This is a genomic window from Bibersteinia trehalosi USDA-ARS-USMARC-188, from assembly GCF_000521725.1.
GTDB lineage: Bacteria > Pseudomonadota > Gammaproteobacteria > Enterobacterales > Pasteurellaceae > Bibersteinia > Bibersteinia trehalosi.
Map to the genome: position 1 here is coordinate 1,164,510 of NZ_CP006954.1, position 16,175 is coordinate 1,180,684.

13 protein-coding genes are annotated in these 16,175 nt (G+C 42.2%); 8 read left to right on the forward strand and 5 right to left on the reverse strand.

What is annotated here, in order from left to right:
* The first annotated feature begins 74 nt into the window (after nucleotides 1-74).
* The 8 genes from purF (at nucleotide 75) to purK (ending at nucleotide 8,927) form a co-directional block, all read left to right on the forward strand.
* Nucleotides 75-1,556 (forward strand): amidophosphoribosyltransferase, encoded by a 1,482-nt coding sequence (purF, locus tag F542_RS05350; protein ID WP_015432528.1) that lies wholly within the window; start codon nucleotides 75-77, stop codon nucleotides 1,554-1,556.
* On the forward strand, nucleotides 1,549-2,568 hold the full coding sequence (purM, locus tag F542_RS05355; RefSeq protein WP_015432527.1) for a phosphoribosylformylglycinamidine cyclo-ligase: 1,020 nt from the start codon (nucleotides 1,549-1,551) through the stop codon (nucleotides 2,566-2,568). Before purF ends, purM begins: the two co-directional genes overlap by 8 nt.
* Nucleotides 2,569-2,724: 156 nt before the next feature.
* Entirely contained in the window at nucleotides 2,725-3,291 is a 567-nt protein-coding gene (purN, locus tag F542_RS05360) for a phosphoribosylglycinamide formyltransferase (RefSeq protein ID WP_015432526.1), read from the forward strand.
* 57 nt (nucleotides 3,292-3,348) lie between these two features.
* Nucleotides 3,349-4,947 (forward strand): bifunctional phosphoribosylaminoimidazolecarboxamide formyltransferase/IMP cyclohydrolase, encoded by a 1,599-nt coding sequence (purH, locus tag F542_RS05365; protein ID WP_015432525.1) that lies wholly within the window; start codon nucleotides 3,349-3,351, stop codon nucleotides 4,945-4,947.
* A gap of 186 nt (nucleotides 4,948-5,133) precedes the next feature.
* Nucleotides 5,134-6,393 carry a phosphoribosylamine--glycine ligase gene (purD, locus tag F542_RS05370; RefSeq protein WP_015432524.1) on the forward strand — a complete coding sequence of 420 codons (1,260 nt, stop codon included), beginning with the start codon at nucleotides 5,134-5,136 and terminating at the stop codon, nucleotides 6,391-6,393.
* A 314-nt stretch (nucleotides 6,394-6,707) separates the two neighbouring features.
* Nucleotides 6,708-7,292 (forward strand): hypothetical protein, encoded by a 585-nt coding sequence (locus F542_RS05375; protein ID WP_015432523.1) that lies wholly within the window; start codon nucleotides 6,708-6,710, stop codon nucleotides 7,290-7,292.
* An 11-nt stretch (nucleotides 7,293-7,303) separates the two neighbouring features.
* On the forward strand, nucleotides 7,304-7,798 hold the full coding sequence (gene purE, locus F542_RS05380; RefSeq protein ID WP_015432522.1) for a 5-(carboxyamino)imidazole ribonucleotide mutase: 495 nt from the start codon (nucleotides 7,304-7,306) through the stop codon (nucleotides 7,796-7,798).
* Complete coding sequence (gene purK / locus F542_RS05385; RefSeq protein WP_015432521.1) at nucleotides 7,791-8,927, forward strand: 5-(carboxyamino)imidazole ribonucleotide synthase; 1,137 nt, start codon at nucleotides 7,791-7,793, stop codon at nucleotides 8,925-8,927. The genes purE and purK overlap by 8 nt, the downstream gene beginning before the upstream one ends.
* Nucleotides 8,928-8,979: 52 nt before the next feature.
* On the opposite strand, the gene F542_RS05390 is transcribed toward purK, so the two are convergent.
* The 5 genes from F542_RS05390 to mepA all read right to left on the reverse strand — a co-directional run bounded on the left by F542_RS05390 (nucleotide 8,980) and on the right by mepA (nucleotide 16,026).
* Nucleotides 8,980-10,197, reverse strand: coding sequence for a DUF711 family protein (locus tag F542_RS05390; protein WP_015432520.1), 1,218 nt, complete (start codon nucleotides 10,195-10,197; stop codon nucleotides 8,980-8,982).
* Nucleotides 10,198-10,254: 57 nt separating this feature from the next.
* Nucleotides 10,255-11,337: a 3-phosphoserine/phosphohydroxythreonine transaminase gene (gene serC / locus F542_RS05395; RefSeq protein ID WP_015432519.1), complete on the reverse strand. Its 1,083-nt coding sequence runs from the start codon at nucleotides 11,335-11,337 to the stop codon at nucleotides 10,255-10,257.
* A gap of 508 nt (nucleotides 11,338-11,845) precedes the next feature.
* Nucleotides 11,846-13,162 carry a Xaa-Pro aminopeptidase gene (pepP, locus tag F542_RS05405; protein WP_015432517.1) on the reverse strand — a complete coding sequence of 439 codons (1,317 nt, stop codon included), beginning with the start codon at nucleotides 13,160-13,162 and terminating at the stop codon, nucleotides 11,846-11,848.
* Between the two features lie 42 nt (nucleotides 13,163-13,204).
* Nucleotides 13,205-15,112, reverse strand: a complete 1,908-nt coding sequence (locus F542_RS05410; RefSeq protein WP_015432516.1) for a DNA topoisomerase III — start codon at nucleotides 15,110-15,112, stop codon at nucleotides 13,205-13,207.
* Between the two features lie 89 nt (nucleotides 15,113-15,201).
* Complete coding sequence (gene mepA / locus F542_RS05415; protein ID WP_015432515.1) at nucleotides 15,202-16,026, reverse strand: penicillin-insensitive murein endopeptidase; 825 nt, start codon at nucleotides 16,024-16,026, stop codon at nucleotides 15,202-15,204.
* Nucleotides 16,027-16,175: the final 149 nt, after the last annotated feature.

Genomic DNA, 16,175 nt, shown 5'->3' on the forward strand with positions numbered 1-16,175 from the left:
CCTAATGTTCCCGCCCAAATAAACATCAGTAAAATATCTGGGCGAACATATCGGTTCGCCCCTACGGAAACTTTATGTTTGAATACGAATATGAACACTCTCGCTCATTAAATGAAGAATGCGGTATCTTCGGTGTTTGGGGACACGAAGATGCTAACCAAATTGTCTATTATGGCTTACATTCACTACAACACCGTGGGCAAGAAGGCGCCGGGATTGTTACTTCGCAAAAAGCAGACTTTCATCAATATCGTGGTATTGGTTTACTCAGCCAGGTATTTGAAGATCCCAATGTCCTTGGCACATTAAAGGGCAATAATGGCATTGGTCATGTTCGATATGCGACTTGTGGCGGTTCAGATGATTTAGTGAATGTGCAACCATTTTTATTTCGCTTTCATGATCAAAACATAGCAATTGCGCATAATGGTAATATCACTAATGCTAAAACGTTACGTAAGCAATTAGAACAAAACGGTGCAGTCTTTCATGCTACCAGTGATAGCGAGGTGTTAATCCATTTAATCCGTCAAAGTCAAGCGGTTGGTTTTGAGCAAAAACTTGCAGAATCGCTTGCTCAGCTGCGTGGTGGTTTTAACTATGTCATTTTAACCAATGATGGCTTAATGGGCGCTGTAGATAGAAATGCATTCCGCCCTCTTGCTATTGGGCAGTTATCTAATGGTGCATATGTGCTAGCAAGTGAAACCTGCGCACTTGATACTATCGGGGCAAAATTTGTGGGTAACGTCCATGCTGGTCAATATGTCGTCATTAACAATGATGGTATTCGGCTTGAGCAATATACCCATGAAACGCAAGTAGCAATTGAAGCCATGGAATATATCTATTTTGCTCGCCCTGATTCTGATATTGCCGGTATTAATGTCCATTCTGTACGTAAAGAAACTGGTAAGGTATTAGCGCGGGAGTGCCCTGCTCCGCTTGCGGACATGGTCGTTGGAGTGCCGAACTCTTCACTTTCTGCCGCAAGTGGCTATGCAGAAGAATCAGGTTTGCCTTATGAAATGGGGTTGATCAAAAACCAATACGTCGCACGAACCTTTATTGCGCCTACTCAAGCCTTACGAGAACAAGGAGTACGTAAAAAACTTTCTGCCGTAAACAGTGTGGTGCGTGGAAAATCTATCGTTTTAGTAGATGATTCTATCGTACGCGGTACAACTTGTAAGCGCATTGTACAGTTACTGCGTGAAGCAGGGGCAAAAGAGATTCATCTACGCATTGCTAGTCCGCCATTTCGTTTCCCCAATTTCTATGGGATTGATATGAGTACCAGTGGCGAATTGCTCGCCGCGAATAAAACACATAGTGAAATGGTGGAATATCTCGGCTGTGATAGCTTAGGTTTCCTTTCTGTGCAAGGTCTAATTGAAGGAATTGGTACAAAATTTGATGCACCAAATAACGGCCTATGTGTTGCCGCCTTCACCGGAGAATACCCCGCTGAATTATGCGATTATCAAGCTCAATTAGAGAGCCAATTAACCCTAGTCCAACGCCAAATATTAAACGGAGAAAATGTCGATGAGTAACGCATACAGTGCTTCTGGTGTGAACATTGAACAAGGCTACGAAGCCGTTAAACGAATGAAACGCCATATTGAACGCACCAACCGCCCCGAAGTGCTTTCCCAAATCGGTGGTTTTGGAGGCTTATTTTCCCTTGCAGGGCACAAATTTGAAGAGCCTGTTTTAGTCAGTGGCACAGACGGTGTCGGTACAAAAATTTTGCTTGCCCAACAATCAGGTATTTTAAATACCGTTGGGATTGATTGTGTGGCAATGTGCGTAAACGATGTGTTAGCACAAGGTGCAGAGCCTCTCTTTTTCTTAGATTACTTAGCCGTAGGCAAAAATGATCCTGCTAAGATTGAGCAAATGGTGGCTGGCGTTGCCGAAGGTTGTGTACAAGCAGGTGCTGCGTTAATTGGTGGCGAAACCGCTGAAATGCCTGATCTCTATAAAGAAGATGAATTTGATCTTGCAGGTTTCTGTGTGGGGATTGGCGATAAAGCGAAACTTTTTGACCGTAACCAAGTGATTGCAGGCGATGTACTCATCGGTTTGCCAAGTTCAGGTGTGCATTCAAATGGTTTTTCACTGGTGCGTAAAGTCTTCTTCAAAGACCATAACTGGCAATTTGACGATAAACTTGCAGATGGAAGAACACTCATTGACACGCTACTCACCCCTACCAAAATTTATGTAAAAGAGGTATTACCTCTGGTGCAACAAGGCTTAATTCACGGCATTTCTCATATCACTGGCGGTGGTTTTTATGAAAATGTGCCAAGAATGTTCGCAGACGGCTTATGTGCCGAAATTAAACTTGGCTCGTGGGATATTCCATTAGTGTTCCAAACCATTCAAGAACTCGGCAACATCGCAGAAGATGAAATGTATCAAGTGTTCAATATGGGCTTAGGTATGGTGATTGCTGTGCCTGCGGAAAATGTGGATAGCGTGCTAAAACAAGTGCCGACTGCGAAAGTGGTGGGTAAAGTCGTTGCAGATGAAACTGCGACGGTGCGTTTAATTAAATAATATTTATACTCTCTCCCTTCTAGGGAGAGAGACAGGCAAAATTGCGTTTAGCAATTTTGGCAGAGAGAGGGTTATCCCCTCTCCCTCCGCAAATTCTACGAATTTGCTCCACCCTCTCCCCAAAGGGAGAGGGAATAACAGGAGATAATACCCCAAATGAACCTAGCCCTTTTCGCCTCTGGTAACGGCTCAAATGTACAAGCGATTATTCAAGCGGTACAAAATGGTGAAATTTCTGCAAAAGTTGCCTGCATTGTTTGCGACCAACCGCAAGCCTATGTGATTGAGCGTGCCAAACTTGCCAATATTGATTGTTTCGTACTTGCTCGTAAAGGTATGAGCCGCACTGAATGGGAACAACAAGTCGTTGCCTATTTACAACCCAAACAGATCAATTTGGTGGTTTTAGCAGGATTTATGCGGATCTTAGGCAATACGATGCTTGATGCCTATCCTAACCAAATTATCAACATTCACCCTTCTCTCCTTCCTGCTTTTGGTGGGACAGTAGATGCTATTGGTGAAGCTTACCGTGCTGGTGTTTCTCAAACAGGCGTAACTATTCACTGGGTAGATAGCGGTGTAGATACTGGCGAAATCATTGCGCAACAAGCCTTAGCCATCGATCCAAATTGGACGCAAGATCAACTTGCCAATGAAATCCATAAAATTGAACATCAGCTTTATCCGAAAACGATTCAGCAGATTGTTTCACAACGATAAATTGTAGGGGCGTATTGCATACGCCCATTCATTCAAATTGATACACAGGAATTTTTAATGACTCAACAATACGCACTTCTTAGCCTTTCTGACAAAACTGGCGTGTTAGATGTAGCCAATGCACTTGTTAAACAAGGCATTATCTTACTTTCCACTGGCGGGACTTTCCAAACAATTAAAGATGCAGGTATTCCTGTGCAAAGTGTAGATAGCTATACCGGATTTCCTGAAATGATGGACGGTAGAGTAAAAACACTTCACCCTAAAATTCACGGTGGTTTGCTTGGCGTGCGAGACAATGCCGAACACCAGAAAGCGATGACCGAACATCAAATTGCCCATATTGATTATGTGATTGTCAATCTCTACCCTTTCCGTCAGACCATTGAACGCCCTGATTGTACCTTTGATTTAGCCATTGAAAACATTGATATTGGTGGCCCTTCAATGCTACGCAGTGCGGCAAAAAATCATCGTTCTGTTACGGTGGTAACCGATCCTGCGGACTACCCAACCTTAATCGCTCAATTAGAACAAAATGGCGAAACCAGTCTTGCTTTCCGTCAATACTTAGCTCGTAAGGTGTATCAATTAACCGCCCATTACGATAGCTTAATTGGCGAATACCTTGCACGTGAACAGGCTAACAACGAAGTGGACTTCCCGAAAAATGAATGGGATCACTTAACCCTTGCTTATTCTAACAAACAGACTTTACGCTATGGCGAAAATAGCCATCAACAAGCGAATTTCTACACGAGTGTGTTCGCCCCTCAATTTTCATTAGCAAATGCGACCCAATTACACGGCAAAGCGCTTTCTTACAACAATATCAAAGATGCCGATGCCGCAATCAAAATTGCCCGAGAATTTGATGAACCTTGTGCAGTTGCCGTTAAGCATATGAACCCTTGTGGCGTGGCAATTGGCGATGAGATCAATACAGCCTTTGACCGTTGCTATGCAGCCGATCCTGTGTCTATCTTCGGTGGTATTATCGTATTAAACCGCCCTGTTACTCTTACGCTTGCAGAGAAATTGCACAACATTTTCTTAGAAATCATCATCGCACCACATTTTGATGATGAAGCTTTTGCACTACTTTCGCAAAAGAAAAATATCCGCTTAATGACGTTGGATTTCTCGGCAAAAGATCGCTCTTACGAGCGTGAATTTGTGTCTGTAAACGGCGGCATTTTAGAGCAAAGTGCAGACCACTCAAACGACTTACATAAAGACACCCCAAACAGCCTACCAGCAGAATGGGAATTGATGACCGAACGCACACCAAATACCGCAGAACTTCACGCACTTAACTTCACCATGCGTGTGTGCAAACACGTGAAAAGTAATGCGATTGTCGTGGGTAATAGTTATATGACACTTGGTATCGGTGCTGGGCAAATGAATCGTGTGGGTGCGGCGCATATCGCCCTTGAACAAGCCAAAGCGCATCCATTATTTAACGAACAACTGTTAGTGCTTGCTAGCGATGCGTTTTTCCCAATGGGCGATACGATGGAAATGGCAAAAGACTATGGTGTAACCGCTGTTATTCAACCAGGTGGCTCAATTAAAGATGCGGATTCGGTTGCCGTGTGTAACGCACACAATATCGCTATGGTGAAAACAGGGATTCGTCATTTTAGACACTAATCATTTACTCTCTCCCTTTTAGGGAGAGAGACAGGCAAAATTGCATTCAGCAATTTTGGCAGAGAGAGGGTAACAAGCGGTAGTTTTCCGCAAAAATTTTGCAAATCCCTCTCCCTCCGCAAATTCTACGAATTTGCTCCACCCTCTCCCTTAAAAGGGAGAGGGATTTTTAGGAGAATTTATAATATGAACAATGTGCTCATTATCGGCTCAGGTGGCCGTGAACACGCCCTAGCCAAAGCATTTGAACGTAGCCCGAAAGTGGCAAACGTTTTTGTTGCACCGGGCAACGCTGGTATGCCATCAAGTAAAATTAAATGTGTCAATATCGGCATCACTGACTTCCCTGCACTCCGTCAATTTGTCGCAGAAAACCATATCGCACTCACTTTCGTTGGGCCAGAAGTGCCTCTCTCAGAAGGCATTGTGGACGATTTTAACGCTCACAATTTACCCATCGTAGGGCCGACCAAATATGCGGCACAAATGGAGTCTTCAAAAGCCTTTGCCAAAGGTGTAATGGACAGAGCCAATGTACCAACCGCAAGCTATCAATCTTTTTCTGCAAAAGAGTTAGAAAAAGCGACCGCTTACCTTGAAACCCAATCAATGCCTATCGTAATCAAGCAAGACGGTTTAGCCGCAGGTAAAGGCGTGGTTATCGCTCAAACCTTAGAAGAAGCCAAAGATACCGTACGTGAAATGATGGTAGATCTGAATAGCTCGGTGGTGATTGAAGAATTTATGACAGGGGAAGAACTCTCGTTTTTCACATTGGTAAACGGCGAACACATTATCCCGATTGGTTTTGCTCGTGATTACAAGCGTGCTTATGACAATGACGAAGGCTTAAATACAGGCGGAATGGGGGCTTATTCACCGTTAATGTGGGTAGATCAAGCGATTGAGCAAGAAATTATGAATAAGGTACTACGTCCATTGCTCGCCCAATTAGTGAAAGAAGGAACGCCTTACACAGGTGTCCTTTATGCTGGCCTAATGCAAACACCAAATGGCATTAAAGTGATTGAATTTAACGCTCGCTTTGGCGATCCTGAAACCCAAATTTTACTGCCGTTAATTGAAACGGATTTCTTTGATCTTGTCTCTGCTCACTTTGCTAAAAAACAGATTGAGGTTAAATTGTCTAACAAAACCTCATTAGGTGTGATTGTTGCAGCAGAAGGCTATCCGCAAGACTATGCAAAAGGTATGGAAATTTCATTCGCAGACGACTTCCCAATGGATAACGTCTGCTTTGCAGGTGTCGCTGAAAAAGACGGCAAACTGACCGCAAACGGCGGACGGATTTTAATGGTCACCACCCAACAAGATGATCTCATTTCAGCACGCAAAGCGGTGTATGAATTGCTTGAAAAAGTGAAGATTGAGAAATCGTTTTATCGGAGAGATATTGGATACGGTAAAGATTTGCCACGTTCATAATTAAAAACGAAATCTCACTTTAATATACTCTGTTACTTTTCTTTGCTTCGCCAAAGAAAAGTAACCAAAAGAAAGGCGACCCGAGCAAAATTGCAGCCGCCCTTTGTTGCGGTTTGCTTAACGGAAAATTTGTAAACTCGCTACGCTCGGACAGTACAAATTTTCCTACAAACCGCAAGTCGTGCGGGCAATTTTGACGGGAATACTCTAAGCTCATCAAGACGGTTATTTTTAATAAGTTCTGCAAAACTACAATTATTGATAATTGTGATTATTTGTTTATATACGCATTATTCTTACAAAGGAGACGTTATATGAAAAAAATATTGGTTTTAGTGGTTTTATCAACAAATTTACTTACAGCCTGTTCTTCAACCATTCCAGTATATAAAGCAGAAGAAGGGAAACCTACCGTAAAAATAGAATATGATATTCCACATTCATCTTTTATTGACCCTAACATACTCTCTCAACAAGCTCTTAATGAGTTTATACGGCTTGAAACAACTATCCCTTTTTCATTTAAGGCACTTAAAGGATCAGAAATTATCTATTTAGAATCTCAAGAGAATTCTGAATTTAATAAAAAAGTGGAAGAAAAACAGTTAGAAGCTGGAGTGCATATATTGAAGTATGTAAATCAAACTTATGGACGATCTCTATCAGATATGATTACTATCTGCGAAACAGATTTAAAAGTAAAGTTCGAGTCCAATGGAGAATATATTGTTCAAGGGAATACTACTCATCAATGGCAAAAAGTATCTAGATTCCCTTTTGGGGGAGATGCTAATAGTTTAAGTGCTAAATGCCAATTGAAAATTATTGACAAAAAAACAGGTAAAGTTTTTGCGGAAACAGACTATTATCGTTCCCCAAGACATAGTATTTTATATTAAAGGAAAACCAAATGAACACCCCAAAAATCGCCATCGTAATGGGCAGTCAATCCGACTGGGCTCAAATGAAATTTTGTTGTGAATTGCTTGATCAACTCGGCATCGCTTACAGCAAAGCTGTGGTGTCTGCACACCGTATGCCTGATGAAATGTTCCGTTTTGCGGAAACTTCTGCGGATAATGGTGTGGAAATTATTATCGCTGCTGCTGGTGGAGCGGCTCATCTACCGGGTATGATTGCGGCAAAAACCTTACTTCCTGTGATTGGTGTACCGATTAAATCCAGTACATTAAGTGGCGTGGATTCCCTGCTTTCTATTGTGCAAATGCCAGCAGGTGTGCCTGTCGCAACAATGGCTATTGGCGTAGCAGGGGCGAGAAATGCTGCGTTGCAAGCCGCCCGAATGCTTGCCGTTAATGATGAAAAAATCCGCCAAGCTCTTGTGAATTACCGTGAAGAGCAATATCAACTCGCCCTTTCTAGTAGTGAGAATTTAAATGATTAAAACACTCCTTCCAACCGCAACTATCGGCATTATTGGAGCGGGGCAGCTCGGTAAAATGCTGGCGCAATCCGCTCAAAAAATGGGTTATCGTGTGGCAATGTTTGATCCAAACGCTACATCTTGCGGTTTTGCCGTTGCTGATTGGCACACCGTTGCCGATTTTAACGATGCCGATGCCCTACTCGCTTTTGCGAAAAAAGTTGATGTACTCACTTATGAATTTGAAAATATCAACGGCGAAATTTTGCAAACGCTGCATAGCCAGACAAATCTACCGCAAGGCACAAAACTGCTTTTAACCTCGCAAGATCGCATTAAAGAAAAAACGTGGCTCGCTTCTCTTGGTGTGCCTGTGGTGAATTTTGCCGAAGTGCAAGCGGTGCAAGATATTGAAAATTTTGCAAAATCACACGGCTACCCCGTGATTATCAAAACCGCGCGTTTTGGCTATGACGGCAAAGGGCAAATGAAAATTGACAGTCAGGCTGAATTACTCGCTCAACAAGCCGAAGTAGAAAAACTGTTACAACAGCCCTGTATTGCCGAAGCATTCTGCCCATTTGAGTTTGAAGTGTCGGTAATGGTAGCAAGAGATCAGCACGGATCGGTGGACTTTTTCCCTGTTAGCCAAAATGAACACTGCAAAGGTATTCTCTTTACCAGTTCCGCACCTGCGCAACTTTCAGCGGAACAAGTGGCAAACGTGCAAGAATACGCACGTAAAATTGCCGAAAATGGGGAATTAGTAGGGGTTTGTGGGATTGAATTTTTTGTGAAAAAAGATGGCGGTTTAGTGGTAAACGAACTCGCGCCACGCCCCCACAACAGCGGACATTACACAATGGAATCATGCAATGTTTCACAATACGATCAGCATATTCTAGCGATTACAGGCAGAGCCTTACAACCCATTTACCAACACCGCCCTGCATTGATGGTGAATTTGCTCGGTCAGCACATTGCCGATCTCCCCGAACTTTTCAACCGCTACCCACAAGCAATGTTCCACCTTTACAATAAAGGTGATGCGAAACCACAACGCAAAATGGGGCATTTCACTTTGTTAGGTTCAGAACAAGATAAAGCGGAATGGTTAGTCAGTCTTGCAGACGTAAAAGAAAAATTCTAATCCGTTACGTTATAACGAAAAGCAGAGAAAATTCTCTGCTTTTTATTTTGATCTACTTTACTGCCAGAACTTGCCCGTTACATAAATCATCACTTTCAAAATAAGTCATTTCGCCAGAATGCCGATTGGGAATAGGAAATAAACGTACAGTTAAAGGTTTATTTAAACGGAATGCCATTGTTCCCGTATCTCGCATTAAAGCTGCAATTTGACTAATTGTCGTATTTTCAGGAATAGGGACAGTATCTAATCCAATGCCACAAACAGCACTATTAGTTAGCAATGACCGAATATCATATTCAGTATTTGCTCCTGCTGCTAAACCTGTATCTTCTACAACTGCAAGCATTAAGCCAGAAAAACCCACTAAAGGCACATTTTTGACTGATTTGAACACAGATGTGAGCAATGATGAAATTTCTACTGTTCCTGCTGCCCCAAAATAAGGCACTCCAAGCTGTTGATAAAGCTCACACATTGAAGCACAATTTTTTGACGGAGCCGCTGAACTATCAATGCCAGCAAAGTGTAAATTTGCAGAAAATTCGGCAGAATTTACCGCTTGTAGCACTTCATCAACATGATATTGCAGAGCTTGTGACATTGCTTGACGAGCTTGATATAAGAAGTCATTGTGATTTTCTTTTGGGATATTTTTTATGACATCCAAAAGTAAATCAGGTGTTTCAAAGCCAATCACAAGACTATCAGGTAAATCTGATGAATGATAGCCTGCTGGGAAATAAGGAATAAATGGCTGGCAATTAAAATTAACGGTAAAGTTGAAGTTACCTTCACCCCTTGGTGTTATTTTTGCAATTTTTTGCACAATTTCAGCCGCTTGTATAATACACTCATTATCTAAAATCCCATTTTGATCTTGGGCTACATTCACACAAGCATTAGCTAAATCCCCATACTCTGCAATTAGATCAGGTAAGATCGCCATTTCTTCCTTGGTTTTTGCTTCACCAATGGCAAAGCGAATACGCAGTCCAGTATCATTTAATTCATTCAACAACTGTTTTAGGTAAGCTAAATCGACTTTTGCAGTTTCTAATGAAGCTAAATTGAGGTATTCCCCAAAGGCATTAGTTACAATACGAATAGATTGCACGGTATAACCTTTAGCTTGAATAGCTGGTACAAGCTTATCAAATTGTTGCTTAGCGAAGTTTAAACGCCCCGCCCATGTTGAACGATCCGAACTAAGTGATAAAAATAACGTTACGGTCCGAACACGGCATAAAGATTTATCGGTATAAGACATTATATAAATTTCTCAAATAAATAAGGCGGAAATAATCCGCCCAAACAAAATAACTAATTAGCTATTCTCTTTCTCAAACTTCTGCATAAATTCAATCAAGGCTTGTACGCCTTCAACAGGCATTGCGTTGTAGATTGATGCACGCATTCCACCTAACACTTTATGTCCTTTTAAGGCTTGTAAACCATTTTCTAGAGCTTGTGCTACAAATTTTGCGTTGAGTTCATCATCGCCTGTTGTGAAAGTCACATTCATCAATGAACGGTTCTCTTTTGCTACAACATTGCGGTAAAGTTTGCTGTTATCAATATAGCGATACAGCAACTCTGCTTTTTCTGCATTGCGTTTTTCAATTTCTGCAATGCCACCTTCACTTAACCAATGTTTGAACACTAATGAGCAGAGATACCACGCAAAAGTCGGTGGGGTGTTGATCATGGAATCGCTATTCGCTTGCGTTTGATAGTTCCAGATACTTGGAGTTTCTTTGCGCGCTTTACCAATTAAATCTTCACGTACAATCACAATCGTAATCCCAGATGGGCCGAGATTTTTTTGTGCTCCCGCATAAATAATGCCAAATTTAGCAATGTCGATTGGACGAGAGATGATATTTGACGACATATCTGCCACAAGTACTGCATTACCTACATTTGGCACATCAAAAATTTCCACACCGCTGATGGTTTCATTTGGGCAATAGTGAACATAGTCGTACTGTTCGGCAAGATTGCTAAAATCTAAATTTTTCACTTTTAGCGTTTCGCCATCTTCCAAGATATTTACTTCATCAATTTCACAGAAATTGCGAGCTTCCTTCGCTGCGGTTGCCGACCAGTGTCCGCTGGTTAAATAAAGTGCTTTGCCTTTTTCACCGATTAAATTCATCGGAATTGCTGCAAACTGCCCCCTTGCACCACCTTGTAAGAATAAGATTTTGTAGTTGCTAGGAATATTATACAGCTTACGGAAATCCGCTTCCGCTTCGCCAATCAATTCCATAAATGGCTTACCACGATGGCTTACTTCCATGACCGAAGTGCCTAAACCTTGCCAGTTTAATAGTTCATTTTGAGCTTGTTCTAACACAGCTTTTGGCATCATTGCTGGGCCTGCACTAAAGTTGTAAATTTGCGTCATTGTGTTTGTTCCTTTTGGTTGTATTTGTTAAGTTAAAAAATCTATATTCAATACTTATTCTACTTTTCTTTGCTTGTGCAAAGAAAAGTAGCAAAAGAAAGCACACCCTGCTGAACCGCTTTTCTTCGCTTGGTTTGAATTTGCTTAACGGAAAAAATCCAAACTCGCCTGACGGCTCAAACAAGGATTTTTTCCTACAAATTCAAAGTCGCTCAGGCGGTTCAGAAGGGAACCCGATCGGTCGCTACAAGCGGTAATTTTTAAGAAAAGTTTTGCAAAAAATCTTGAATAACGCACCGCTTGTCCCGTCAAAATTGCCCGACCGACTTGCGATTTGTAGGAAAATTTGTCGTGTTTGAGCCGCCCTGCGGCGAGTTACAAATTTTCCGTTAAACAAATCGCAACAAAGTGCGGATAAGCAATTTTGTTCGGGTCGCCTTTCTTTTGGTTACTTTTCTTTGGCGAAGCAAAGAAAAGTAACAGATAAATGGGCGAAGTGAGATAGTGATTATACCGCCATTAACGTTTCTATATCATCAATCTCTTTTGGTACCCCACTCGTCAAATTCTTATTCCCATATTCCGTAATCAGCACATTATCTTCAATTCGCACGCCAATTCCCCGATATGTTTGAGGAATATCTTCTTCATTTGGGATATATAAGCCCGGTTCAACAGTAAGTACCATGCCAATTTCAAGAGATCGACTACGATCTTCACCATAATCCCCCACATCGTGAACATCTAGCCCGAGCCAATGCCCCAAACCGTGCATATAGAAACGGCGGTAGGCTTTTTCTTGGATAAGCGTGACAACATCACCTTTTAAAATCCCCAATTCTACTAAGCCTGTGGTCATAATCTCCACCACTTTATCATTAGCCACTTTAATTGACGAATTTGGGGCGAGTAATTTCATCGCCTCTTTTTGAGCATTGAGTACAAGCTGATAAATCTCTCGCTGGGCTGGGCTGAATTTGCCGTTAATTGGGAATGTTCGGGTAATATCACCTGCATACATCGCAAACTCCGCCCCAGCATCAATCAACAATAAATCGCCATCTTTTAGCACTTGATCATTCTCAGTGTAATGAAGAATACAAGCATTGCTACCGCTTGCAACAATCGTATTGTAGGCAGGAAATCTTGCCCCGAAACGAGTAAATTCATACTGAATTTCGCCTTCAATTTCCATTTCATAGCGATTAGGGCGAGTCTGTTTCATTGCTCGGATATGGGCGAGTGCAGAAATTTCGCAGGCTTTTTGAATTAATGCGACTTCTAATTCTGATTTAATTAAGCGCATTTCGCTCAACATCGGCTGCCAATCAATCAAGTTTATTGGCGTTTTCTGACGGGCTGTTTTAATCTGTTCCAAACCATCAAAAATAAGTTTATCGCCCCATTCCTGTATGCCAAAAGCATAGTAACAAGCGGTAAGATTTGCGACTTTTTCTGCAAATTTTGCAGAAAATTGCTCAATTTCGACCGCTTGCTCCACGTCCAAAACGGCTGGGGCTTGAGCCGTGCCTAATCGTTTACCGTTCCACGTTTCCATTAGTGGGTCTTTTTCTCGCAAGAAAATAATACTCTCGCACTGCTCTGCTTTTTTTATGAGTAACAGTGCAGATTGTGGTTCGGCAAAACCTGTGAGATACCAGAAATAACTATCAGGGCGAAAAAGATAATCGCAATCGTGGTTACGACGTTTTTCACTCTCAGTAAAAATTACCAACGCAGAATTATCCTGCATTTGAGCAAATACACGTTCACGGCGAGTGGTAAATTCAGATTGAGGAAGTTTAGCGAGATAAGCAAGATCCATAGTAAAACCCAAGCATCAAAAAATGCTTGGATTCTAGCACAATCAACTTTTTTGCGGAGATTTTTTTGTTTTTGACCACGTTTTTTTCGGCGGACTTAACTTCGCCAACTGTTGCAACACCTGACTATTAGGCGATCTGAGTAGATCGGGTAATCTGCCTGTCAGCTGAGCCATAAATTGCTGATAGCTCACCTGTTTTTTGCTCATATCCGTTAGTTGCATTTCCCAGTGTGCTGTCATATCTGGTTGAGTGGCAATTTCAGGTAGTGCTTGAATTAAGGTTCTACCCGTTTCTGTACTGTGAATGCTCCGCCCTTTTTTAATCAGAAATCCTCGTTTAAACAGCAGTTCAATAATGCCTGAACGAGTAGCTTCTGTGCCTAAGCCGTCAGTTTCTCTGAGAATTTTTTTGAGCTGTTTATCTTGCACAAAGCGGGCAATACCTGTCATAGCTGACATTAAACTCGCATCGGTAAAATGGCGTGGTGGCTGGGTTTTCTTCTCTACGATTTCACCCTTTTCGCAATGCAACGTTTGCCCTTTTTGCACTTTGGGTAAAAGTGGTTCAAAAATTTCATCGCTATCTTCTTTGCCGAGTAGCGATTTCCAGCCTGCCACAATTAAATTTCGAGCTGACGCTGTAAATACTCCCCCTGCAATATTCAGCTCGATTTTGCCTTTGCGATACTCTGCATCGGGGCAAAATTGCAAGAGATATTGGCGAGCAATCAGGCGGTAAACATTGCGTTCACTTTCGGTTAAATTTACATTACCTTGTCGTGCCGTGGGGATAATCGCGTGGTGAGCTTCAACTTTGCTGTCATTCCAACAGCGATTTTTACGGTTTGAATCAATTGCTTCTGGCTTTTCGGTATATTCGGTTAAATGATGCGAAATAGCCGCCATCACTTTATGCCGATCCGCATAATGCTCATTCGGCAAATAGCGATTATCTGAACGGGGATAAGTGATCAGTTTATGTGTTTCGTACAGTTTTTGACAAATATCCAGTACGGCTTGAGCTGACAAACCGTGACGACGTGCCGCATCAATTTGTAACGCAGAGAGCGAATAAGGCAAGGGCGCTGTTTCATTTTCCATTTTATCTTGATAATCCACCACCTTTGCAGGCTGATTGGTAATGCGTTTGACCACATTTTCAGCCAGCGGACGAGAAAGCACACGCCCTTCTTCATCTTGATAATCTTCGCACGCTTTACTTGGTTGCCATTGAGCTTTAAATTGTTCTTGCGTTTCTGGCACGACGACATGGGCAAGCACTTCAAAATAGTCTTTTGGCACAAAATGCTCAATTTCTAAATCACGGCGAACGATTAAGCCTAACACGGGTGTTTGTACCCTGCCTACCGATAACACGCCGCTATAACCTGCCCAACGCCCTTGCAAGGTATAGGCTCGAGTCATATTAATTCCATACAGCCAATCGGCTCTCGCACGAGCCAAAGCTGACGTTGCAAGCGGGATAAAATCTCGATTATTTTGCAATTTTTCAATCGCTTTTTTCACCGCATTAGGGTTCAGATCGCTGATTAAACAGCGTTGGATTTGGTTGCGTTTTTCGCTTTCCAAATTGAGATAGCCGAATACTTCGTCCACCAAAAGCTGCCCTTCTCTATCAGGGTCGCCAGCGTGGATAATTTGGTCTGCTTGTTTGATGAGTTTTTCAACCACTTTAAACTGTTTAAGCGTTTCTTTTTTGGGAATGAGCTTCCATTGGCTTGGCACAATCGGCAAATGCTCCATTCGCCACAGTTTAAAGCGTTCATCGTAGGCATCTGGCTCGGCTTGTTCAAGTAAATGGCCGATACACCAAGTTACCGTATCCCCTTCGCCACACTGAATAAAGCCATCACCTCTGGTGTGTGGTTTCGGTAAAACATCGGCAATCGCCCGCCCAAGACTAGGTTTTTCAGCAATAAATAGACGCATAGGTAATTTCAATAAACATAAATTTGCAAATTTTAAGCGAATTTTGACCGCTTGTATTTAAGAAAGGGGGCAATGCCCCACATTATGGATTAATTTAGCCCACGTTCAGAAAGCAACATTTGGCATTGTGCAGGTGGTTGAGGTAGTGTTTTAGATTTTGGTGTGCTGCTTGGTTTAGCTGGTTCAAACCAAGAATAAAGTTCTGCGCCACAACCATCACCAGTTGGCACTGGCGCTTGGTTTTCACAATGTGGTGCATCTGCTGGGCAGCGTAAACGAACGTGGAAGTGAGAATCGTGATAATACCAAGGGCGGATTTTGCGTAGCCATTCACGATCTTGCCCTGCGGTTGAGCAAAGCTGCACTTTAATTGCGGGGTTTACGAAGATACGATCAACTTGCGGATCTTGCGCAGCTATTTTAATTAATTTGGCGTGCTCTGGCTTCCAATTTGAATTAATCACTTGCTTTTCACGATCAACAACAAGCAAACCTAATCCATCTGGTTTTGCGGCGGTTTTATCGTCCATAGGCCCGAAACGTAACCAAACATCTGCATCAAGCCCTGTTTGGTGACTGGCGTGTCCTGATGAGAAACGTCCGCCTGCGGCCATACCCATATCCCCAATTAAAATAGGCGGTAACCCCGCTTGTTTTGCTTTTTTTCCGAGGTTTTGTAGGTACGCTAATAAATTGGGATGACCATAATAGCGGTTACGTTGATAACGAATAACTTGATAGCCTTCGCCTTTTAATTCGAGTGGTTGAGCGCCAATAATACAGCCATTGCTGTAGCCACCGATAGATTGTGCTTTACCCGCTACTGGAGTGTTAATACTTTCCCACGGGGTGGCAAAACTAGAAAAAGAATATATTGCAAGCGAAGAAGCTAAGGCAAGTTTGAGTAATTTCATTGAAAGTCCTTTTTAAAACCGTGACTGTTAATAGACTACATTCTAGTAAAAGGGTTCACTAAAAGCAAAAAGCCTATTATTTAGGCAGGCATATCTTTTTTATAAAATGTTGTTTGACAGAATAGCAATAAAACGTTATTTCTATGCAC

Bases quoted from the DNA above. Each gene is read 5' to 3' on its own strand.
- purD (WP_015432524.1), top strand. From the start codon at position 5,134: ATGAACAATGTGCTCATTATCGGCTCAGGTGGCCGTGAACACGCCCTA.
- F542_RS05375 (WP_015432523.1), top strand. From the start codon at position 6,708: ATGAAAAAAATATTGGTTTTAGTGGTTTTATCAACAAATTTACTTACA.
- F542_RS05390 (WP_015432520.1), bottom strand. From the start codon at position 10,197: ATGTCTTATACCGATAAATCTTTATGCCGTGTTCGGACCGTAACGTTA.
- purE (WP_015432522.1), top strand. From the start codon at position 7,304: ATGAACACCCCAAAAATCGCCATCGTAATGGGCAGTCAATCCGACTGG.
- F542_RS05410 (WP_015432516.1), bottom strand. From the start codon at position 15,112: ATGCGTCTATTTATTGCTGAAAAACCTAGTCTTGGGCGGGCGATTGCC.
- pepP (WP_015432517.1), bottom strand. From the start codon at position 13,162: ATGGATCTTGCTTATCTCGCTAAACTTCCTCAATCTGAATTTACCACT.
- purK (WP_015432521.1), top strand. From the start codon at position 7,791: ATGATTAAAACACTCCTTCCAACCGCAACTATCGGCATTATTGGAGCG.
- purH (WP_015432525.1), top strand. From the start codon at position 3,349: ATGACTCAACAATACGCACTTCTTAGCCTTTCTGACAAAACTGGCGTG.
- purF (WP_015432528.1), top strand. From the start codon at position 75: ATGTTTGAATACGAATATGAACACTCTCGCTCATTAAATGAAGAATGC.
- purN (WP_015432526.1), top strand. From the start codon at position 2,725: ATGAACCTAGCCCTTTTCGCCTCTGGTAACGGCTCAAATGTACAAGCG.
- mepA (WP_015432515.1), bottom strand. From the start codon at position 16,026: ATGAAATTACTCAAACTTGCCTTAGCTTCTTCGCTTGCAATATATTCT.
- serC (WP_015432519.1), bottom strand. From the start codon at position 11,337: ATGACGCAAATTTACAACTTTAGTGCAGGCCCAGCAATGATGCCAAAA.
- purM (WP_015432527.1), top strand. From the start codon at position 1,549: ATGAGTAACGCATACAGTGCTTCTGGTGTGAACATTGAACAAGGCTAC.